The following is a 19,877-nucleotide window of genomic DNA, read 5'->3' as shown; positions in this document are numbered from 1 at the left end:
TGCAACACCGCGTGTCCGACCACCAGGTCGAATGTGTCGTCCTCATAGGGAATGCCCTCGGCGTCGGCGACCCGGCCGTCGATGTCCAGGCCCAGCGACTGCCCGTTGCGGGTGGCGACCTTGACCATGCCGGGTGACAGGTCGGTGACCGACCCGCGGCGCGCGACCCCGGACTGAATCAGATTGAGCAGGAAAAACCCTGTGCCGCAGCCTAATTCGAGGGCGCGTTCGTAGGGCAGCTCGGCGATGACCCCGTCGGGCACGATGGCGTCGAACCGGCCCCGGGCGTAGTCGACACAGCGCTGGTCATAGGAGATAGACCACTTCTCGTCGTAGTTCTCGGCTTCCCAGTCGTGGTAGAGCACCTGCGCGAGCTTGCTGTCGTGGCGGGCGGCTTCCACCTGCGCGGCGGTGGCATGGGGCGTCGGAACGGCATCGGTCGAACTCGTCATGCAGGGCAGCCTAACGGCCGCCGGGATCCGCCTGATCGCCACCGCCCTGACCAGCGGAGAACACCTCCATGTAGCGCCGGCGTCCGGCGGAGAGCCGCTCGGCCGGTTCGAGGTCGAACACGTCGTTGATGCCGGCCTTGGCCGCGGCCAGCGCGTGTGGCGGGCCGTCGAGGAAACGGCGCGCCCATCCCGCGGCGGCGTCGTACACGTCGTCGGGGGCCACCATTTCGTCGATCAGGTCCAGCGCCAGGGCTTCTTCGGCGTCGAAGAACCGCCCGCTGAACACCAGCTCCTTGGCCTTGCTGGCCCCGGCCGCCCGGGTCAGGCGGGCCATCGCATCGCCGCCGGGCACCAGCCCGGCCAGGATTTCGGTCGCGCCGAACTTCACGTTGTCCCCGCTGATCCGCCAATCGGCGGTTAGGGCCAGTGTGAGCCCGGCGCCCAGGGCGTATCCCGTGATCGCGGCCACGGTCGGCTTGGGGATGGCCGCCACCGCGTCGATGGCTTGCTGCCGGACCCGGGCCGCGGTCTCGGCTTCGGGGCCCCGCAGCGTCCGCAGCTCGGGCATGTCGTCGCCGGCGGAGAAGATCTCGTGGCCGCCGAACAGGATCACGACGGCGACGTCGTCGCGCCGCCCCAATTCCTCGGCCGCGGCGATGACCTCCCGGTAGACCTGCCGGGTCATCGCGTTCGTCGGGGGGCGCGACAGCAGCAGCATGGCCAGGCCGGCATCCTGCGAACCGTCGCTGACCACGACGTTGACGAACTCGCTCAATGCCGCCACCCCAGCCCGCCCGCTTCCCGCGCCTGGTGGTAGCGGTCGGAATCGAAGAACTCGAAAACCCAGTTGTCGCCCTGGATCTCCAGATGCGGCTGCACCGGCGCGATCTGGCGCTGTACGGCCAGCGCCTCCGCGACGGTCCGCCCGGCCAACGAGTCCAGCTGCGTCCAGGTCGGCGGCAGCAAGAAACTGCGGCCGGCCGAGAAATCGTCGATGGCCGCCTCCGGCGTTGTCCAGCCCGCCCGGTCGGATTCGGTGTTCTCGCCGTCGGCGCGCTGCCCCTGGGGCAGGGCACCCACGAAGAAATAGGTGTCATAACGGCGGGTGCGCTCGGCCTCCGGGGTGACCCAGTTGGCCCACGGCCGCAACAGGTCCGAGCGCAGCTCCAGGTTTTCCCGCCGCAGGAAGTCCGCGAACGACAACGTCCCGTCGGCCAGCGCCCGGCGTGCGTCGCCGTACACCGAGGCGTCACCGACGATACTGTCCGGGGCCGTACGGCCCCGGCCCGTAGGGCCGGCGAACAGCACCCCGGTTTCCTCGAACGTCTCGCGGGCCGCGGCGCAGACCAGCGCCTCGGCCAAGTCGGGTTCGATGCCGAAGCGCTGGGCCCACCACTCCGGCGCCGGGCCGGCCCACGCGATATCGGCGTTGCGGTCGCGGTCGTCGACGCCGCCGCCGGGGAACACCATCGTCCCCGCGGCGAACGCCATCCTGGCGTGCCTTCGCATCAGGAAAACGCTCAGGCCGGGGCCGTCATCGCGGACCAGCATCACGGTCGCCGCCGGCCTGGGAACGAGCGGGGTTTCCTCGGGTGACGTCATAACTGCCTCCGGTGGGCTGCGCGGGTACGGACTCGCCGCGCGAAGTAGCGTCCATCGACGACGTCGAGGGCGATCGCTTGGCCGAATGCGGTGGACAGATTGTCGGCGGTCAGCACGTCGGTGAGCAATCCCGCGGCCACCACCTGGCCTTCCGCGAGCAGCATGCAGTGACTGAACCCGGGCGGGATCTCCTCGACGTGATGGGTGACGAGCACCAGGGCGGGCGCCTCGGGATCGGCGGCCAGGTCGCCCAACCGCGCCACCAGCTCCTCGCGGCCGCCCAGGTCCAGGCCGGCGGCCGGTTCGTCGAGCAGCAGCAGTTCGGGGTCGGTCATCAGCGCGCGGGCGATCAGCACCCGCTTGCGCTCGCCTTCCGAGAGCGTGCCGTAGGTGCGGTCCGCCAGGTGCTCGGCGCCAAGGCTCTCCAGCATGTCGATCGCCCGGCGGTAGTCGACGTCTTCGTAGCGCTCACGCCACCTGCCCAGCACCGCGTAGCCGGCCGAGACGACGAGATCGCGCACCACTTCATCGCCGGGCACGCGCTGCGCCAAAGCGGACGAACTGAGCCCGATGCGCGAACGCAACTCCGTCACGTCGACCCGGCCCAGCCGCTCGCCGAGCACGAAAGCCACACCGGACGACGGATGTTCGGCCGCCGCGGCGATCCGCAGCAGCGACGTTTTGCCGGCCCCGTTGGGCCCGACGATCACCCAACGCTCGTCGAGTTCGACAGCCCAATCGAGCGGCCCGACCAGGACGTTGCCGCCGCGCTGCAACGCCACCTCGCGTAACTCGATCAACAGATCGGGGTCGGCTGCCTCGCTCGTCTGGTCGGCTCTACCCTCGGATTCTCTCGAATCCTCGGGTTTCACCTCCGGCTTCCGTTTTCGGGCACCCGACCATCGTGCCGTACCGCGACGCTCGAATACCTGCCGGGTTCCAACAGCGGCGCTTCGCCGAGCCCTGCCCGGTCACCAGACGCAGAATCGCATGAAAATGGCCGAGACCGTGCGATTATCCGTCTGCTCGCGACGGGGAGGCCGCCTACTCCGGCGGGATTTCCACCCGGCGGATCTCGCCGTCGACCGCGTCGGCGGCCTCGATCTCGCCGCGGGTGATACCCAGCAGAAACAGCACCGTGTCCAGGTACGGGTGGCTCAACGACGCGTCGGCCACCTCCCGCAGCGCGGGCTTGGCGTTGAACGCGATCCCCAGCCCGGCCGCGGCCAGCATGTCGATGTCGTTGGCGCCGTCGCCCACGGCGACCGTCTGCGCCATCGGGACCCCGGCATGCTGCGCGAATTCCCTTAGCGCCGTTGCCTTTCCGGCCCGATCGACGATAGGCCCGATCACGCGGCCGGTGAGGGTGCCATCGACGATCTCGAGCTCGTTGGCCGCGACGTAGTCCAGCATCAGCTCCTCGGCCAACGGCTCGATGATCCTCCGGAAGCCCCCGGACACCACGCCGCACGCGTAACCCAACCGCCGCAGTGTCCGCAGCGTGGTCCGCGCGCCCGGCATCAGCTCCAGCTGATCGGCGACCTCGTCGACCACCGTGGCCGGCAAGCCCGCCAGCGTCGCGACCCGCTGCTCGAGCGATTGGGCGAAGTCCAGCTCGCCGCGCATCGCGGCGTCGGTGATCGCGGCGACCTTGCCCTCGGCACCCGCCCTCGCGGCCAGCATCTCGATGACCTCGCCCTGGACCAGCGTCGAGTCCACGTCGAACACGATGAGCCGCTTGGCCCGCCGCTCGAGCGTGTAGTCCTCGACGGCGACGTCGACGTGCTGCTCGCCGGACACCCGGTTCAGGGCGGTCCGCAACCGGCCATCGGCTCCGGGCGGCACCGAGACCCGCAGCTCCAGCCCGGTCACCGGATAGTCGGAGACGCCGCGGATCAGGTCGATGTTGACGCCCAGCGCGGCCACCTCGCGGGCGACCGCGCCGAACGCGCCGGCGGTAATCGGCCGGCCCAGCACGAAAATGGTGTGCGTCGAGGGTTCCTGAATGATCGGTACGTCGTCGCTGCGCTCGATGCTGACGTCGAGGCCCACCTTGCGGATGGCCGACTCGACGTCGTGGCGCAGCTCGGCACCGTCGGCGACGTCCGCCGGGCAGCACACCAGCACGCCGAGCGTCAGACGGTGCCGGATCACCACCTGTTCGACGTTGAGCAGCTCAACCCCATGCGGCGACAACGCCTCGAAGAGCGTCGCGGTCACGCCAGGTTGGTCCACACCGGTGACGGTGATCAGCACCGACACCTTGGGTGGTGGTGAGTTCACTCCCGACAGCCGCCCGTCAGGCCATCAGCTGCGAACCTGGACGTCGTCAAGCCTGGTGACGTCCTTGTCCGCGGGCCCGTGGGCCCGGCCCACATGGGCCTCGGCGCGCAGCCGCTCCACCATGTGCGGGTAGTGCAACTCGAATGCCGGCCGCTCCGAACGGATTCGGGGCAGCTCGGTGAAGTTGTGCCGCGGCGGCGGGCAACTGGTCGCCCACTCCAGCGAGTTGCCGTAACCCCACGGGTCGTCGACCGTGACGACCTCGCCGTAGCGCCAGCTCTTGAAGACGTTCCAGACGAACGGGAACATCGACGCGCCCAGGATGAAGGCGCCCACCGTCGAGGCGACGTTGTAGGGCTGGAAGCCGTCGCTGGCCAGGTAGTCGGCGTAGCGCCGGGGCATACCCAAGTTCCCCAGCCAGTGCTGCACCAGGAAGGTGGTGTGGAACCCGATGAACGTCAACCAGAAGTGCAGCTTGCCCAGCCGCTCGTCGAGCAGCCGGCCGGTCATCTTCGGGAACCAGAAATAGATGCCGGCGAAGGTGGAGAACACGATCGTGCCGAACAGCACGTAGTGGAAGTGCGCGACGACGAAATAGCTGTCGGTGACGTGGAAGTCGATCGGCGGACTGGCCAGCATCACGCCGGTCAGACCACCGAGCAGGAAGGTGAGCATGAAGCCGAGCGAAAACAGCATCGGTGTTTCAAACGTCAACTGGCCCTTCCACATGGTGCCGATCCAGTTGAAGAACTTGATCCCGGTCGGCACCGCGATCAGGTACGTCATGAACGAAAAGAACGGCAGCAGAACGGCTCCGGTGGCGAACATGTGGTGCGCCCACACCGCGACCGACAGGCCCGCGATCGACAGGGTCGCGTAGACCAGCGTGGTGTAGCCGAAGATCGGTTTCCGCGAGAACACCGGGATGATTTCGGTGACGATGCCGAAGAACGGCAGGGCGATGATGTAGACCTCGGGATGGCCGAAGAACCAGAACAGGTGCTGCCACAACAGAACCCCGCCGTTGGCGGCGTCGTAGATGTGGGCGCCCAGATGGCGGTCGGCGGCCAGGCCGAACAGCGCGGCCGTCAGCAGCGGGAACACGATCAGGATCAGGATCGAGGTCACCAGGATGTTCCAGGTGAAGATCGGCATCCGGAACATCGTCATGCCCGGTGCGCGCATGCACGCCACGGTGGTGATCATGTTGACCGCACCCAGGATGGTGCCCAGACCCGCGAGGATCAGGCCGGTGATCCACAGGTCTCCCCCGGCGCCGGGCGAGTGGACGGCGTCAGACAGCGGCGTGTAGGCGGTCCAGCCGAAGTCGGCGGCCCCACCCGGGACGAGGAAACCGGACGCCGCGATCAGCCCGCCGAACAGGAACAGCCAGTACGAGAAGGCGTTCAGCCGCGGGAACGCCACGTCGGGCGCACCGATCTGCAGCGGCAACACCAGGTTGGCGAAGCCGAACACCACCGGCGTGGCGTACAGCAGCAGCATGATCGTGCCGTGCATGGTGAACAGCTGGTTGAACTGCTCGTTCGACAGGAACTGCAGCCCCGGAGCGGCCAGCTCGGTGCGCATCAGCAGCGCCATCAGCCCGCCTATGAAGAAGAAGGCGAAGCAGGTGACGGTGTACATCACGCCGATCAGCTTGTGATCGGTGGTGGTGATCAGTTTGTAGACGAGGTTCCCTTTGGGGCCCAGGCGGTCCGGGTACGGACGAACGGCCTCGAGTTCTCCCAAGGGGGGCGCTTCGGCTGTCAACAGCTTCTCCAAACATCCGGATCGGACACTGGCCCAACATCACTATTCAGAGGAATCTTAGCCGTCGATCACGGCGACGTCAGGGCTGGTCCTACAAACTGTCGTAAATGCGTCGGCGGGGTGGTGTGTCCTTTGGCGCGGCGCCACCGAGCTGGCCGGATGTTAGCGTCTGACGCGTGTCGTTCGGCGTGATCAGACCCGCCCGGTGGGCCGCGGCCACCGCGGTGACGGCGGCGGTCGTCGCGGCATGCGTCGGCTGCGGGTCCGACAAGCCCGCCGCCACGACACCGGCCCGCTCGCTGGTCACGCCCACCACCCAAATCGCGGGGGCCGGCGTGCTCGGAAACGACCGCCGGCCGGACGATTCGTGTGGCCGAGACGCCGCCGAGGCCGATTCGGGGGCCTCGAAGCGGCGCGTCCACAACGCCGCGGGGGTCGAGCCGGACGTGGTGCAGGTGCCCGCCGACCCGCAGCGCATCGTGGCGCTCTCCGGCGACCAGCTCGACGCGTTGTGCGCGCTGGGCCTGCAATCGCGGGTGGTCGCCGCCGCGTTGCCGGACGGCTCGTCGGGTCAGCCCGCCTATTTGGGCGGCGCGGTGCACGGTGTGCCCGGCGCCGGCACGCGCTCGCACCCGGACCTGAAGGCGATCGCAGCGGCCCACCCCGATCTCATCCTGGGCTCGCAGGGGCTGACGCCCACCTTGTATCCGGAGCTGGCGGCGATCGCCCCGACGGTGTTCACGGGCGCACCGGGCGCGGCGTGGGAAGACAACCTGCGCGCCGTCGGCGCCGCCACCGCGCGCGGCGGCGCGATGGACGCATTGCTCAGCGGGTTTTCCCAGCGGGCGACCGATGTGGGCGCGCGCCATGACGCCTCCCACTTTCAGGCGTCCATCGTGCAGCTGACCACCGTATCGATCCGGGTGTACGGCGCCAACAACTTCCCGGCCAGCGTGCTCGGGGCGGTCGGGGTGGACCGGCCGGCATCGCAGCGGTTCACCGACAAGCCCTACATCGAGATCGGCGCCACCGACGCGGACCTCGCGAAGAATCCGGATCTGTCCGTCGCCGACGCCGACGTGGTGTATCTGTCGTGCGCCACACCGGCCGCCGCCGATCGAGCCGCCACGGTCCTGGACAGCGGCCCGTGGCGCAAGCTGTCCGCCAACCGGGACAACCGGGTCTATGTCGTCAACGACGAGATCTGGCAAACCGGCGAGGGCCTGATCGCGGCCCGCGGCATCGTCGACGACCTGCGCCTGGTGAACGCCCCGATCAACTGACGCCGGGCAGCCGACGTGATCTTCGCCCGCCGGTTGGCGAAAGAACTATTACCTTAGCTAAACTTCTTGGCGAAGCCATCACATCGACGAGGGATATTCATGAGCACTGTTTCGGCATACGCCGCCACGTCGGCGACCGAACCGCTGACCAAGACCACCATCGAGCGGCGCGACCCGGGCCCGCGGGACGTGGCGATCGACATCAAGTTCGCCGGCATCTGCCACTCCGACATCCACACGGCCAAAGGCGAATGGGGCACACCGAATTACCCCGTGGTCGTGGGCCACGAGATCGCCGGCGTCGTGACCGAGGTCGGCTCCGAGGTCACCAAGTTCACGGTGGGCGACCACGTCGGCGTGGGCTGCATGGTGAATTCCTGCGGTCAGTGCAGCAGCTGCCAGGCCGGGCTCGAGCAGTACTGCAAGAAGGGTGCGACCTTCACCTACAACGCCAAGGACGAAGACGGCACGACGACGCAGGGCGGCTACAGCCAGGCGATCGTCGTCGACGAGAACTTCGTCTTGCGCATCCCGGACTCGCTGCCGCTGGACAAGGCGGCACCGCTGCTGTGCGCGGGGGTCACGCTGTTCTCCCCGCTGCGGCATTGGAAGGCCGGGCCGGGCACGCGGCTGGCGATCATCGGCCTGGGGGGTTTGGGGCACATGGGCGTCAAGTTGGGCGCGGCGATGGGCGCCGAGGTGACCGTGCTGTCGCAGTCGTTGAAGAAAATGGAAGACGGGCTGCGGCTGGGCGCCAAGCACTACTACGCCACCTCCGACCGCGACACGTTCAAGAAGTTGCGCAGCAGCTTCGACCTGATGCTCAACACCGTCTCTGCGAACCTGAAGCTGAACGACTACCTGAGCCTGCTCGACGTCGACGGCACCCTCGTCGAATTGGGCATCCCCGAGCACCCCATGGAGGTGGGCGCGTTCCCGCTGGCGCTGGCACGCCGCAGCCTGTCCGGGTCGAACATCGGTGGGATCGCCGAGACGCAGGAGATGTTGGACTTCTGCGCCGCGCACGACGTGACGCCCGAAATCGAGCTCATCGAGCCCGACTACATCAACGAGGCCTACGAGCGCGTCCTGGCCAGCGACGTCCGCTACCGCTTCGTCATCGATATCTCCAGGCTGTAGCGGCTCAGGAAACCGCCTTGGGGGCCGGTTCACGCTTGCCGTTGGCCGCGCCGCGTTCTTCCGCCGCGTCGGTCGAGAGCGTGATGCCCGCGAGCGGCCACCCCGCGGCGGCCAGCCGGGCGGCCACCCGCGCGACATTCTCCGGACCCGCGTCGTAATGCGTCATGTCGGAGATGAAATCGGCGATCACGTCGCGGTCGATCTCGTCGCCCGGCTTGGTTTCCTCGTCGATGGCGTCGACGACTTCCTTGATCTGCTCCTCGGTCAGCGGCGTGCTGCGCAGCAGCTCCAACAGTGGGACACGATCCGGTCCGGGGACGCCGTCGGGGTAGCCGCATTGCAGCCACTGGATCACTGAACGGAAGAAAGCGGCCGTCGAAGATGGGGTTATCGCCACATCCACCAGTCTCCCGGCTACACCGTCAGCGGCGCCACCGGGCCGTCGCGCCCCGGCGACAATTCACGCGGCGTTCACAAACCGCTTGGGTGAACTGCCTACCTAGAAGTCCCAGTCCTCGTCCTCGGTGTTGACGGCCTTGCCGATCACGTACGACGAGCCCGAGCCGGAGAAGAAGTCGTGGTTCTCGTCGGCGTTGGGTGAGAGCGCCGACAGGATCGCCGGGTTCACATCCGTCTCGTCGCGCGGGAACAGCGCCTCGTAGCCGAGGTTCATCAGCGCCTTGTTGGCGTTGTAGCGCAGGAACTTCTTGACGTCTTCGGTCAGCCCGACCTCGTCGTAGAGGTCCTGGGTGTACTCCACCTCGTTGTCGTAGAGCTCGAAGAGCAGTTCGTAGGTGTAGTCCTTGAGCTCTTGCCTGCGCGCCTCGTCGACCAGCGCCAGGCCACGCTGGAATTTGTAGCCGATGTAGTAGCCGTGCACCGCCTCGTCGCGGATGATCAGCCGGATCACGTCGGCGGTGTTGGTCAGCTTGGCCCGGCTCGACCAGTACATCGGCAGGTAGAACCCGGAGTAGAACAGGAAGCTCTCCAACAGCGTGGAGGCCACCTTGCGCTTGAGTGGTTCGTCGCCGCGGTAGTACTGCATGACGATCTCGGCCTTGCGCTGCAGGTTGGGGTTCTCCTCCGACCAGCGGAACGCGTCATCGATCTCGACCGTCGAGCACAGCGTGGAGAAGATCTGGCTGTAGCTCTTGGCGTGCACCGACTCCATGAAGGCGATGTTGGTGTAGACGGCCTCCTCGTGCGGGGTCAGCGCGTCGGGGATCAGGCTGACCGCACCGACCGTGCCCTGAATGGTGTCCAGCAGCGTCAGGCCGGTGAACACCCGCATGGTCAGCTGCTTTTCGTGGGCGGTCAGGGTGCCCCAGGACGGGATGTCGTTGGACACCGGCACCTTCTCGGGCAGCCAGAAGTTTCCGGTCAGCCGGTCCCAGACCTCGGCGTCCTTCTCGTCTTGCACGCGGTTCCAGTTGATCGCTGAAACCCGGTCGATCAGCTTCATGTTTTCGGTCACCAGAACCCCGCTTCACACGCCGTTTTGCCTGAGGGACGTCAGGCTCCAGACACTACCCCTGGGGTACGACAACAATGCGGAACACAAGAACTTGTGTTTGCGTGTCGCGGACACCCGTGGCCGCCAGATTTTCTCTTCCTTGTCCAGTATTGCGCGTTCGCCGGCATGGCGTAGGCAAAACAGCCGACACCATGTACCGTTTGGTACATGATTACCGAGGACAGCGTCGCGATCGACGCGCCGCCGCGACTGGTGTGGGAAGTCTTCAGCGACGTCGAGCGCTGGCCCGAGTGGACGGCCTCGGTGACCTCCCTGACCGGGCTGGACGGGCCCGGGCTCGCCGTTGGCAAGCGGTTCGCCATCAAGCAGCCGCGCATGTCGAAGCTGGTCTGGCAAGTCACCGAGATCGACCCGGGCACGTCCTGGACGTGGGTGCAACGCGCTCCCGGTGCTACGGCCAGCGCTCGCCATGATGTGATCGCCCAACCGGGCGGCGGAACGCTGGTGCGCCAGCGGATCGACCAGAACGGCGTATTCGGCGCTCTTGTCGGGCGGCTCATGGGATCGATGACCAAGCGCTACCTCAAACTCGAGGCTCAAGGGCTCAAGGCCCGTTCCGAGCAGCTCAGCCGCGCCGATGGCGCGCACTCCTGACACCGAGCGGCGCCGACAACTCCTCGATGCGCTTGTCGGCGAGTTCGCGGCCGGCGGCATCGGCGACCGATCGCTGCGCGACGTGGCCGACGCGGTCGGAACGAGTCACCGAATGCTGTTGCACCACTTCGGGTCTCGGGATGACATGCTTGTGGCGATCGTCGAGGAGGTCGAGCGCCGCCAGATGGGACTCCTACCCGAGTTGCCCACCACCCCGGCCGAGAACTTTGCCGCCATGTGGGCCGACGTGCGGCGACCCGAACTGCGCCAAGCCGAACGCCTCTTCTTCGAGTGCTACGCCCGCGCCGCCCAGGGCGAAAAGCCTTTCGCCCGAATGGTTCCCGGCGCTGTCGACGGCTGGCTCAGAGAGGTCGAGACGGTCGCCGGCGGTCCGGTCGACCCCGCCCTGGCGCGGCTCGGGCTGGCCGTAATCCGTGGCTTGCTGCTGGATCTGGTCGCCACCGACGACGATGCCGGCGTCGACGCGGCCGCGCAGGCCTTCGCGGAGCTGCTCAGCCGCTGACCGTCGGCAACTCCGAAATCAACCGATTCCTAACGATGCTTCAGTTCGCGGTGTGGACGATCAGGACGTCGGTCTTGGCCCTGCGTGAGACTTCAGACGGGACCGATCCCAGCAGCCGCCCGGCGACGCTGTTGAGCCCGACGTTGCCGACCACCATCAGGTCGGCATGGACCTCCTCGGCGAGCTGCACCAGCGCGTTGATGGGGGCACCGACGATCGACCTCTCCTCCACGTTCGTGGCCCCCGCTTGGTGCGCCCGTTCCGTGGCGTTCTGCAGGATCGCGTAGAAGGGGGCCTCGCCAACCGTCCGATAATCCTGGCCGTGGTCGCTCCCGGGCGGGATGGCGTAGCGGCCGCGTTCCTGGGGGACGGGGAGATGCGCCGTCGCAACTATCAATTTCGCGCCGTGATCCGCAGCGATCGCGGCTGCGCGGTCCACCGCACGCAGCGACGAGTCGGAGCCATCGGTGCCGACCACGACGGTCTGATAGGCGCTCATTTCCCTCCCACTGTAAAGCCCGGGGCGGCCAAATTCCCAGACGAAGGGGCTCAGCTTCGAAGGGCCGTCACGAGGCGGCCGCGTGCCTGCCCGTGCTCACGCCGTAGAACTGGTATTCGGAGGGCTTGACCGAGCGGGTCGCCCGCCAGTACTCCCAGGTATAACCGCCCCACAGCACGGTGTTCTTGCCATGCTCATCCAGATACCAGCTGCTGCAGCCGCCGCTGTTCCACACCGACGGGCCCAGCCTGCGCTGCAGCTCGTCGTTGAACTCGTCCTGGGCGGCGCGGGTCGGGGCGAGCGCCTGCGCGCCCAGCTTGTCGCAGGTGGCGATCGCATCGGCGACATAGCGGATTTGGGACTCGATCATGAACACCACCGAGTTGTGCCCCAGCCCGGTGTTGGGACCCAGCAGGAAGAACAGGTTGGGCACGTCGGCGACGGTGATCCCGCGGTGGGCGCCGATTCCCTCGCGGTTCCAGCGGTCCACCAGGTCCTCGCCGTGCAGTCCCTTGATCTGGACGTAGGTGTAGGAGTCGGTGACGTGGAAGCCGGTGGCGTACACGATCACATCGGCTTGCCGGTGCGTTCCGTCGGCGGTGACGATGCCGTCGGGCGTGATCCGCGAAATGTGGTCGGTGATCAGTTCGGTCTTCGGGTCGGCCACCGCGCCGTAATAGGTGGAGGAGTTCAGGATTCGCTTGCACCCGATGCGGTAGTCGGGAATCAGCTTGCGGCGCAACTCCCGATCCTTGACCGACCGGCGAATGTTGTATTTGCAGTAGGCCTCGATGAACTTCAGCAGGTTCGGCCGCTTGGTCATGCCGAAGGCCAGCGCCTCCTGACCCCAGTAGATGACCAGGCGCACCAGCGCGCGCAGGCCGGGCACGTTCTCCATGGCCTGGCGCACCGCCGGCGGGATCTCGGGGTTGGAGCGCGGCACCACCCACGGCGGGGTGCGTTGGTAGAGCTGAAGTTCGGCGACCTGCCCGACGATCTCCGGCACGATCTGGATCGCGCTGGCGCCGGTGCCGATCACCGCCACCCGCTTGCCGGTCAGGTCGACGCTGTGGTCCCACTGCGCGGAATGGAAAGCCGGACCGGCGAATTCGTCGCGTCCCTCGATGTCGGGCATGGACGGGATGTGCAGCGCACCGGCACCCGAGATCAGGAATTGCGCGACGTATTCGCGGCCGTCGGCGGTGAACACGTGCCAGCGGTGCTCGTCATCGTCCCAGTGAGCCCGGTCCACCAACGAGTTGAACTCCATGTAGCGGCGCAGCCCGTACTTTTCGGTGACTCCCTTGAGGTAGTCCCAGATCTCGGGCTGATACGAGAACGGGTTCTTCCAGTCGGGCTTGGGCTCGAACGAAAACGAATACAGGTGCGACGGGATGTCGCAGGCGCATCCGGGATAGCTGTTGTCCCGCCAGGTGCCGCCGATGTCGTCGGCCTTTTCCAGGATGACGAAGCCCACGCCCTGCTTTTGCAGCGCGATGGCCATCCCCAGGCCGGAGAACCCGGTCCCGATGATGACGGCCCGGGTGTGGACGGGCTTGGGGGCCTTGGCCCCCGGCAGTGTCTCGGTGTGTGTCACGACGTCGGTCACGGTCGATCGGTCTTTCTGTTCAGGCCAGTTTCAGGTCGGCGCTCGCTGGCATCATCGGCCGTAGCCACCCCGCTGGCGCAAATACCCAGTACCCAGGGTATCGGTTTGGACGAGTGTTATCGATGGCCCCGGGCGGTGTCAACGCCCGGTTCCGGCTTAGCTCACGGCCGGCTTTCTGACCATCGCGTCGTGGATGGGCTGGTCGGGATTCATCGTGATGCCCAGTGTGTCCGCGGTGCCGACGATCACCGCCATCATGATGGTCGTCAGGTGCGCGACGAACTGCGTGCGGGACATCAGCCGTGGGCTCTCGGGTTCGGGGCCCAGCCACCATTCGGTGGCCGACGCGGCCGATCCGAAGGCGGCGTGCGCGGCGAGTTCGAAGGCCGCGTGGTCGAGTTCCATCTCGCGCAGCTCGTTGTCGAACAGGTCGGCCATGGCCAGGGTGATTTCTCGGCCCTCGTTGAGGATGGTGACCGTGGACTGGGGGGTGGCCGCCGAGCCGCCCTGGATGAACACCCGCAGGACGTTGGGGTGCTTGTCCACCAGGGTGACGTACTCCTCGACGCTGCGCCGGACGATCTCGCGGGCCGAATCGGTTTTGAGGTCGATGGACGGAAAGATCGCCGTCCATAGCATGTCGCGCAGCCGCTCCCCGATCGCCTGGAACAGGTCGGACTTGTCGTGGAAATGCCGGTAGATCTTCGGTTTGGCGGTGCCGGCCTCTTCCGCGATTTCCCGCACGGACAGCTCGGGCCCCAGGCGGTCGATGGCGCGGAACGCCGCATCGACGATTTCGCTGCGCACCTTCTTGCGGTGCTCGCGCCAGCGTTCGCTGCGCGCGTCGACCTTGGCCCCCGGCTTGACGGCCGGGTGGGGTCTAGCAGGTCGGGGCATTCTCACCACGTCAGGCACTTTACCCCGTCGCGGCTTCTGACCTGGGCAGACTAGGCAACCTACCGCCAGGTGAGTGTGAATTTCGGGACGCGACGCGAATCCGCCGCGCAATTCACACTCACCCCGAGGCGTCAATAAGCGGGAGTTCCGGGAGAGCATGAGCGAGAACGACGCGGCCGCCGATCCACTGCTGTACACGGTGGACGAGGCCGCCGAACGGCCGGGCCGGGAATACCTACGGCGGATGCGCCAGCACGGGCCCAATCAACCGGCCGGTCTTAACGCGAGTCTCCAATGCAGTATTGACACGTGTCCTTCTTGACTCCCCGATTTGTGTGGTGCCGCGTATGCGCACTACGTCTGCTAGAAGGCATCGGCCGTCCCTTACGCACTGCCGACATCTTCGCGCGGGTCTCCTCGCTTGCCCGTCGCCCATAATTCGGATTGCCGGGGCCTCGTCGCTGTTCAGCCAACCTTTCGCGAGCCCCTTCCGACATGGAATGCCCGAAGCTCGGATGATCCTCACCAAACTTTCCATAATTAGGATTCTCGGTCCCGGTATTCTTTCCTTTGCGAAATTTCGACCATTGCGCGCGCCGCTCGAGGCTGTGACTCCGGCCGTAAAACGGGTTGTTTTCAGCGAATCTGCTCAAGCCCTTCCGACCGGTCGATCGAATGCTTGCGGCCTCCCGCATTTCGGCCGTCCACTCGACCCCCATCGGACCCAAACCCCCCCGAGATAGATTGAGCAGCGGGTGCCCGTACCTCCTGAGTAGCTCGATCCAGTCGATCTCTGCCTGCCCGAGTTCTTCGATGCCTCTAAGCGAATCAAGTTCGTCGGCAATGACGTCGTCAAGGTCATGCGCTCGGAGCCAATCGTAAAACGGAGTCTTCCTTCCCGATCGGGCAATTTTGAAATGCTGCTTGAGGCGGATTTCAACCGATTTGGTCGTGAGACCGACATAGCGATAATCAAACTCCGATCGGAGCCTGACCCCATAGATGAAGCCTTCTGCCGGTAGTTCGGCGGTCACAGAATCTGCGCCGTTAGCGACGAGTCGTCATAACATGCAACTCACGCAATTTTCCACCTGGGTGCCCTCCAACGCCATCTGACGCAGCCGGATGTAGTACAGCGTCTTGATCCCCTTGCGCCAGGCGTAGATTTGCGCCTTGTTCACCTCGCGGGTGGTGGCGGTGTCCTTGAAGAACAGCGTCAGCGACAGTCCCTGATCGACGTGCTGGGTGGCGGCGGCGTAGGTGTCGATGATCTTCTCGTAGCCGATCTCGTAGGCGTCCTGGTAGTACTCCAGGTTGTCGTTGGTCATGTAGGGCGCCGGGTAGTAGACCCGCCCGATCTTGCCCTCCTTGCGGATCTCGACCTTGGACACGATGGGGTGGATCGACGACGTCGAGTGGTTGATGTAGGAGATGGACCCCGTCGGCGGCACCGCCTGCAGGTTCTGGTTGTAGATGCCGTGCGCCTGCACCGATTCCTTCAGCCGCTTCCAGTCGTCTTGCGTCGGGATGCGGATTTCCGCGTCCGCGAACAACTGACGCACCTTGTCGGTCGCCGGCTCCCACACCTGGTCGGTGTATTTGTCGAAGAACTCACCTGAGGCGTACTTGGACTTCTCGAAACCCTTGAAGTGCGTGCCGCGTTCGATCGCGATGCGGTTGGAGGCGCGCAGTGCGTGATAGAGCACCGTGTAGAAGTAGATGTTGGTGAAGTCGATGCCTTCCTCGGAGCCGTAGAAGATGCCCTCGCGCGCCAGGTATCCGTGCAGGTTCATCTGCCCGAGCCCGATCGCGTGGGAATCGTTGTTGCCCTGCTCGATTGAGGGCACCGAGGTGATGCTCGTCTGGTCGCTCACCGCGGTCAGCGCGCGGATCGCCACCTCGATCGACTGAGCGAAGTCGGGTGAGTCCATCGTCTTGGCGATGTTCAGCGAACCCAGGTTGCACGAAATGTCTTTGCCGACTTTGGCATAGGACAAGTCGTCGTTGAACAATGACGGCGTCGATACCTGCAGGATCTCCGAGCACAGGTTCGAGTGGGTGATCTTTCCGTCGATCGGGTTGGCCCGGTTCACCGTGTCCTCGAACATGATGTACGGGTAGCCGGATTCGAACTGCAGCTCGGCCAGCGTCTGGAAGAACTCGCGCGCCTTGATCTTGGTCTTGCGGATACGCGCGTCGTCGACCATCTCGTAGTACTTCTCGGTCACGGAGATGTCGGCGAAGGGCACGCCGTAGACGCGCTCCACGTCGTAGGGCGAGAACAGGTACATGTCCTCGTTCTTCTTGGCCAGCTCGAAGGTGATGTCGGGGATCACCACGCCCAGACTCAGCGTCTTGATCCGGATCTTCTCGTCGGCGTTCTCCCGCTTGGTGTCCAGGAATCGGTAGATGTCGGGGTGATGCGCGTGCAGATACACCGCGCCGGCGCCCTGACGCGCGCCGAGCTGATTGGCGTAGGAGAACGAGTCCTCGAGCAGCTTCATGATCGGGATGACACCCGAGGACTGGTTCTCGATGTTTTTGATCGGGGCGCCGTGCTCACGAATGTTGGTCAGCAGCAACGCAACTCCCCCACCGCGCTTGGACAGCTGCAGCGCTGAGTTGATCGAGCGCCCGATGGACTCCATGTTGTCCTCGATGCGCAGCAAAAAGCAGCTCACCGGCTCGCCGCGCTGCGCCTTGCCCGAGTTCAAAAAGGTCGGGGTGGCCGGCTGGAAGCGGCCGTCGATGATCTCGTCGATCAGCTTCTCCGCCAGCCCGGTGTCGCCGGCCGCCAGGGTCAGCGCCACCATGACCACGCGGTCCTCGAAGCGCTCCAGGTAGCGCTTCCCGTCGAAGGTCTTCAGCGTGTAGGAGGTGTAGTACTTGAACGCACCCAGAAAGGTCGGGAACCGGAATTTCTTGGCGTAGGCGCGGTCCAGCAGCGCCTTGACGAAGTTGCGCGAGTACTGGTCGAGAACATCACGCTCGTAATAGTTCTCGCGGATCAGGTAGTCGAGTTTCTCGTCCTGATTGTGGAAGAAGACGGTGTTCTGGTTGACGTGCTGCAGGAAGTACTGGCGCGCGGCCAGCACGTCCCGATCGAACTGAATCTTGCCGTCCGCGTCGTACAGGTTCAGCATCGCGTTCAGCGCGTGATAATCCGTTTCATCGGGCAACCCATGAGTGCCGGCGATTACAGGCTCTGCAGTGACGGTTGGTGACACGTCTGTTCCTTCCAGAAATTGGCTAAGCCCGCGCGGACGGCATCCACGTCGTCCTGGGTTCCCATTAGTTCGAAGCGGTAAAGGTACGGAACGCCGCACTTGCGCGAGATCACGTCGCCCGCGTAGGCGAATTCGGCGCCGAAGTTGTTGTTGCCCGCGGCGATGACGCCGCGGATCAACGAACGGTTGTGCTCATTGTTCAAAAAGGCGATGACCTGTTTGGGGACGTAGCCGCCGGCGTTGAGGTCAGGAGTGGCCCGGCCGCCGCCGTAGGTGGGCAGCACCAGCACGTACGGCTGGTCCACCTCGATACGCCCGTGTAGCGGTATCCGCGTGGCCGGAACCCCCAGCTTCTCCACGAAGCGGTGGGTGTTCTCCGACACGGAGGAGAAATAGACCAGTGGCGATCGCAAGCGCGGAGCACCCGGGCGCAGCGGGTCGCCACTCATCCAACCTGGGTTGCGTCCCGTGATGTCCATGGTGCCGCAACCTCCTTACCTAACGTCTCGCCCTACGCGCTGAGTTCCACCCCGGCGAGCGCCTTGATGCGGTCGGGGCGGAAACCCGACCAGTGGTCGTTCCCCGCCACCACGACGGGAGCCTGCAGATAGCCCAGCGCCATCACGAAGTCACGCGCCTCGGGGTCCAGCGTGATGTCGACCTTGTCGTAGACGATGCCCTGCTTGTCCAGCGCCTTGTAGGTGGCGCTGCACTGCACGCATGCCGGCTTGGTGTACACGGTGATGCTCATAGAATGCCGCTCCTTTGCGGAAGAGGGGGACCCAATGGACTGGCAACTACTTGTGGACTGCTTGTTTGCTAGGTTCAGCGATCCGTCAGGCGCCCAGATTCCCGTCGTGCGGCGGGCCGGTGTCGAAGGTCTGTCTTCGACCACTTCGCGCCGATTTCGGGGGGTTCACCGAGCCTGGCTGGCTTGGTGATCCTGGGGTCTGCCGGTGCATCGAAACACTACACCTAGTGGCTGACAAGATGTCGAGATACAAGATGTTCTGAATAACATTTCTGAAATTCCCTGGTCGTAAGGCCTGTGTCAAACAATTTCGAACACCCGCCTCGGCGTGTCGCAGATCACACGGCGAGACGAAGGCGCCTTTGGGTATCGGTATAGCAGCGACCACCGACACTGCCGTTTTGAGCCGGTTTTGAGCCGCGGGCCGCGACGGGTCAGCCCGCGGCTAGCAAAGCCGCCAGACCGAGCTGGCGGCTTTGGCCACCCGTTGGCGGCAACCTCGCTGGTCGCCTCCCGGCCGACTTGTCGGCTTCCGCCAATCAGCCGGCTTCAGCGGCGAGCTTGCCCACCACATCACGCACGCTCGCCGACAACTGCGCGTGCTCGGCGGGCGCCCTGCCTTCCAGCGTTGTGAACGGCACGGACAGTGTGATCGACTCGACGACCCGCGCACCGGCGATACCGAAGGACTTGCGGGCCTCGTCGTGCGCCCACACTCCGCCGTACCGTCCGAAGGATCCCCCGATGACCACCAGCGGCTTGCCTTGCAACGCGCCGTCGCCGAATGGGCGCGACAACCAGTCGATCGCGTTCTTGAGCACCGCCGGGATGCTGCCGTTGTATTCGGGGGTGACCACCAGGGCGGCGTCGGCGTCGGCCGCCGCGGCGCGCAGCGCGGCCACCGGAGCGCGGGGCGGCGCGTCGGCGCTCATCGCGTCGTCGATCTCCTCGTTGTAGAACGGCAGCTCGCCGAGCCCTTCGAAGATCGTGACGGTGACGCCGTCGGCGGCGAGTGCCCCCGCCAATTCGGCGATCTGACGGTTGATCGACGCCGCACGCAGGCTGCCCACTAACGCCAAGATTTTGATTGCCACTCTCGCGGTTCCCTTCGGTCGTTGGTATACATCCTCGCACCAGCTAAACGGACTGTGGTCCGATTTATTCCGGCAGCGTTAAAGTGCAGGAGTGAGCGACGTCGAGCGGTTGACCGAGTTGCCCATATGCGTCCCGCAGCTGCCGGCGCAGGAGCGTGGCGACGCCGTTCGCAACCGCGCGCTGTTGCTGGAGGCGGCGCGCCGCCTGGTGGCCGAGCGCGGGGCCGATGCCGTCACCATGGATGACATCGCCGCGGCCGCCGGCGTCGGCAAGGGCACCCTGTTCCGCCGGTTCGGCAGCCGGGCCGGCCTGATGATGGTGCTGCTGGACGAGGACGAACAAGCTGTTCAGCAGGCGTTTCTGTTCGGGCCGCCGCCCCTGGGACCGGGCGCGCTCCCGGCCGAACGGCTGGTCGCGTTCGGCCGGGAGCGGATCCGGTTCGCTCACGACCATTCCGAACTGCTGTCCGCCGCCAACCGCGACCCGCGAAACCGGCACAACGCACCGGCCATGGTGCTGCGCACGCACGTGCGCGTGCTGCTCAAGGCGGCCGAATCCACCGGCAACCTCGACGCCCAGACCGACGCGTTGCTCGCGCTGCTGGACGTGGACTACGTC

21 protein-coding genes are annotated in these 19,877 nt (G+C 65.9%); 5 read left to right on the top strand and 16 right to left on the bottom strand.

Annotation, left to right across the window (positions count from 1 at the left end; translation table 11 throughout):
- The 6 genes from Q0W90_RS15075 to ctaD form a co-directional block, all read right to left on the bottom strand.
- Positions 1-452 (bottom strand): class I SAM-dependent methyltransferase (locus Q0W90_RS15075; protein ID WP_297775034.1); only part of this gene is annotated, 452 nt, incomplete at its 3' end.
- Between the two features lie 10 nt (positions 453-462).
- Positions 463-1,227, bottom strand: a complete 765-nt coding sequence (locus tag Q0W90_RS15070) for an enoyl-CoA hydratase (RefSeq protein ID WP_297775032.1) — start codon at positions 1,225-1,227, stop codon at positions 463-465.
- Positions 1,224-2,054: an NUDIX domain-containing protein gene (locus Q0W90_RS15065; protein ID WP_297698142.1), complete on the bottom strand. Its 831-nt coding sequence runs from the start codon at positions 2,052-2,054 to the stop codon at positions 1,224-1,226. The genes Q0W90_RS15070 and Q0W90_RS15065 overlap by 4 nt, the downstream gene beginning before the upstream one ends.
- Entirely contained in the window at positions 2,051-2,926 is an 876-nt protein-coding gene (locus tag Q0W90_RS15060) for an ABC transporter ATP-binding protein (protein ID WP_297593471.1), read from the bottom strand. Before Q0W90_RS15060 ends, Q0W90_RS15065 begins: the two co-directional genes overlap by 4 nt.
- A 172-nt stretch (positions 2,927-3,098) precedes the next feature.
- Positions 3,099-4,337, bottom strand: a complete 1,239-nt coding sequence (gene serB, locus Q0W90_RS15055; protein WP_297593469.1) for a phosphoserine phosphatase SerB — start codon at positions 4,335-4,337, stop codon at positions 3,099-3,101.
- Positions 4,338-4,361: 24 nt separating this feature from the next.
- Positions 4,362-6,107 carry a cytochrome c oxidase subunit I gene (gene ctaD / locus Q0W90_RS15050; RefSeq protein WP_297593467.1) on the bottom strand — a complete coding sequence of 582 codons (1,746 nt, stop codon included), beginning with the start codon at positions 6,105-6,107 and terminating at the stop codon, positions 4,362-4,364.
- Between the two features lie 176 nt (positions 6,108-6,283).
- Between ctaD and Q0W90_RS15045 the strand changes: the two genes are divergently transcribed.
- Both Q0W90_RS15045 and Q0W90_RS15040 read left to right on the top strand, forming a co-directional pair.
- Positions 6,284-7,390, top strand: coding sequence for an iron-siderophore ABC transporter substrate-binding protein (locus tag Q0W90_RS15045; RefSeq protein WP_297775029.1), 1,107 nt, complete (start codon positions 6,284-6,286; stop codon positions 7,388-7,390).
- 99 nt (positions 7,391-7,489) lie between these two features.
- On the top strand, positions 7,490-8,530 hold the full coding sequence (locus tag Q0W90_RS15040; protein ID WP_297600890.1) for an NAD(P)-dependent alcohol dehydrogenase: 1,041 nt from the start codon (positions 7,490-7,492) through the stop codon (positions 8,528-8,530).
- 4 nt (positions 8,531-8,534) lie between these two features.
- Here the strand turns inward: Q0W90_RS15040 and Q0W90_RS15035 are convergent, their stop codons facing one another.
- Together Q0W90_RS15035 and nrdF are read right to left on the bottom strand one after the other, a co-directional pair.
- Positions 8,535-8,885, bottom strand: a complete 351-nt coding sequence (locus tag Q0W90_RS15035; RefSeq protein ID WP_297775027.1) for a DUF3349 domain-containing protein — start codon at positions 8,883-8,885, stop codon at positions 8,535-8,537.
- 144 nt (positions 8,886-9,029) lie between these two features.
- On the bottom strand, positions 9,030-10,004 hold the full coding sequence (gene nrdF, locus Q0W90_RS15030) for a class 1b ribonucleoside-diphosphate reductase subunit beta (RefSeq protein ID WP_297600884.1): 975 nt from the start codon (positions 10,002-10,004) through the stop codon (positions 9,030-9,032).
- 207 nt (positions 10,005-10,211) lie between these two features.
- Here nrdF and Q0W90_RS15025 point away from each other — a divergent pair, with 207 nt between their 5' ends.
- Complete coding sequence (locus Q0W90_RS15025) at positions 10,212-10,658, top strand: SRPBCC family protein (RefSeq protein ID WP_297600881.1); 447 nt, start codon at positions 10,212-10,214, stop codon at positions 10,656-10,658.
- Positions 10,642-11,181 carry a TetR/AcrR family transcriptional regulator gene (locus tag Q0W90_RS15020; protein ID WP_297775025.1) on the top strand — a complete coding sequence of 180 codons (540 nt, stop codon included), beginning with the start codon at positions 10,642-10,644 and terminating at the stop codon, positions 11,179-11,181. The genes Q0W90_RS15025 and Q0W90_RS15020 overlap by 17 nt, the downstream gene beginning before the upstream one ends.
- Positions 11,182-11,221: 40 nt before the next feature.
- Here the strand turns inward: Q0W90_RS15020 and Q0W90_RS15015 are convergent, their stop codons facing one another.
- The 8 genes from Q0W90_RS15015 to Q0W90_RS14980 form a co-directional block, all read right to left on the bottom strand.
- Positions 11,222-11,680 (bottom strand): universal stress protein, encoded by a 459-nt coding sequence (locus tag Q0W90_RS15015; protein WP_297600876.1) that lies wholly within the window; start codon positions 11,678-11,680, stop codon positions 11,222-11,224.
- Between the two features lie 67 nt (positions 11,681-11,747).
- Complete coding sequence (locus Q0W90_RS15010; RefSeq protein WP_297775023.1) at positions 11,748-13,289, bottom strand: NAD(P)/FAD-dependent oxidoreductase; 1,542 nt, start codon at positions 13,287-13,289, stop codon at positions 11,748-11,750.
- A 156-nt stretch (positions 13,290-13,445) separates the two neighbouring features.
- Positions 13,446-14,195, bottom strand: a complete 750-nt coding sequence (locus tag Q0W90_RS15005; RefSeq protein WP_297600870.1) for a TetR/AcrR family transcriptional regulator — start codon at positions 14,193-14,195, stop codon at positions 13,446-13,448.
- A gap of 269 nt (positions 14,196-14,464) precedes the next feature.
- A complete protein-coding gene (locus tag Q0W90_RS15000; protein WP_297600893.1) occupies positions 14,465-14,683 on the bottom strand; it encodes an NUMOD3 domain-containing DNA-binding protein in 219 nt (72 codons plus the stop codon).
- Positions 14,684-15,247: 564 nt separating this feature from the next.
- Positions 15,248-17,413: a class 1b ribonucleoside-diphosphate reductase subunit alpha gene (nrdE, locus tag Q0W90_RS14995; protein ID WP_297698153.1), complete on the bottom strand. Its 2,166-nt coding sequence runs from the start codon at positions 17,411-17,413 to the stop codon at positions 15,248-15,250.
- On the bottom strand, positions 17,383-17,862 hold the full coding sequence (nrdI, locus tag Q0W90_RS14990; RefSeq protein ID WP_297698163.1) for a class Ib ribonucleoside-diphosphate reductase assembly flavoprotein NrdI: 480 nt from the start codon (positions 17,860-17,862) through the stop codon (positions 17,383-17,385). The genes nrdE and nrdI overlap by 31 nt, the downstream gene beginning before the upstream one ends.
- Positions 17,863-17,924: 62 nt before the next feature.
- Complete coding sequence (locus Q0W90_RS14985; protein WP_297601129.1) at positions 17,925-18,164, bottom strand: redoxin NrdH; 240 nt, start codon at positions 18,162-18,164, stop codon at positions 17,925-17,927.
- Between the two features lie 539 nt (positions 18,165-18,703).
- Positions 18,704-19,258 carry an NAD(P)H-dependent oxidoreductase gene (locus tag Q0W90_RS14980; protein WP_297698155.1) on the bottom strand — a complete coding sequence of 185 codons (555 nt, stop codon included), beginning with the start codon at positions 19,256-19,258 and terminating at the stop codon, positions 18,704-18,706.
- Between the two features lie 91 nt (positions 19,259-19,349).
- On the opposite strand from Q0W90_RS14980, the gene Q0W90_RS14975 reads away from it, so the two are divergent.
- A partial coding sequence (locus Q0W90_RS14975; RefSeq protein WP_297775020.1) for a TetR/AcrR family transcriptional regulator occupies positions 19,350-19,877 on the top strand: 528 nt, incomplete at its 3' end.

The organism is Mycobacterium sp., from assembly GCF_025933915.1.
GTDB lineage: Bacteria > Actinomycetota > Actinomycetes > Mycobacteriales > Mycobacteriaceae > Mycobacterium.
This window is presented reverse-complemented; position numbering and strand designations above follow the sequence as displayed.

Excerpts from the sequence above, each read along its gene's own strand:
- Q0W90_RS15065 (WP_297698142.1), bottom strand. The coding sequence starts at position 2,054 with ATGACGTCACCCGAGGAAACCCCGCTCGTTCCCAGGCCGGCGGCGACC.
- Q0W90_RS15040 (WP_297600890.1), top strand. The coding sequence starts at position 7,490 with ATGAGCACTGTTTCGGCATACGCCGCCACGTCGGCGACCGAACCGCTG.
- Q0W90_RS15025 (WP_297600881.1), top strand. The coding sequence starts at position 10,212 with ATGATTACCGAGGACAGCGTCGCGATCGACGCGCCGCCGCGACTGGTG.
- Q0W90_RS15020 (WP_297775025.1), top strand. The coding sequence starts at position 10,642 with ATGGCGCGCACTCCTGACACCGAGCGGCGCCGACAACTCCTCGATGCG.
- Q0W90_RS15015 (WP_297600876.1), bottom strand. The coding sequence starts at position 11,680 with ATGAGCGCCTATCAGACCGTCGTGGTCGGCACCGATGGCTCCGACTCG.
- Q0W90_RS15000 (WP_297600893.1), bottom strand. The coding sequence starts at position 14,683 with ATGTCGGAAGGGGCTCGCGAAAGGTTGGCTGAACAGCGACGAGGCCCC.
- nrdI (WP_297698163.1), bottom strand. The coding sequence starts at position 17,862 with ATGAGTGGCGACCCGCTGCGCCCGGGTGCTCCGCGCTTGCGATCGCCA.
- Q0W90_RS14985 (WP_297601129.1), bottom strand. The coding sequence starts at position 18,164 with ATGAGCATCACCGTGTACACCAAGCCGGCATGCGTGCAGTGCAGCGCC.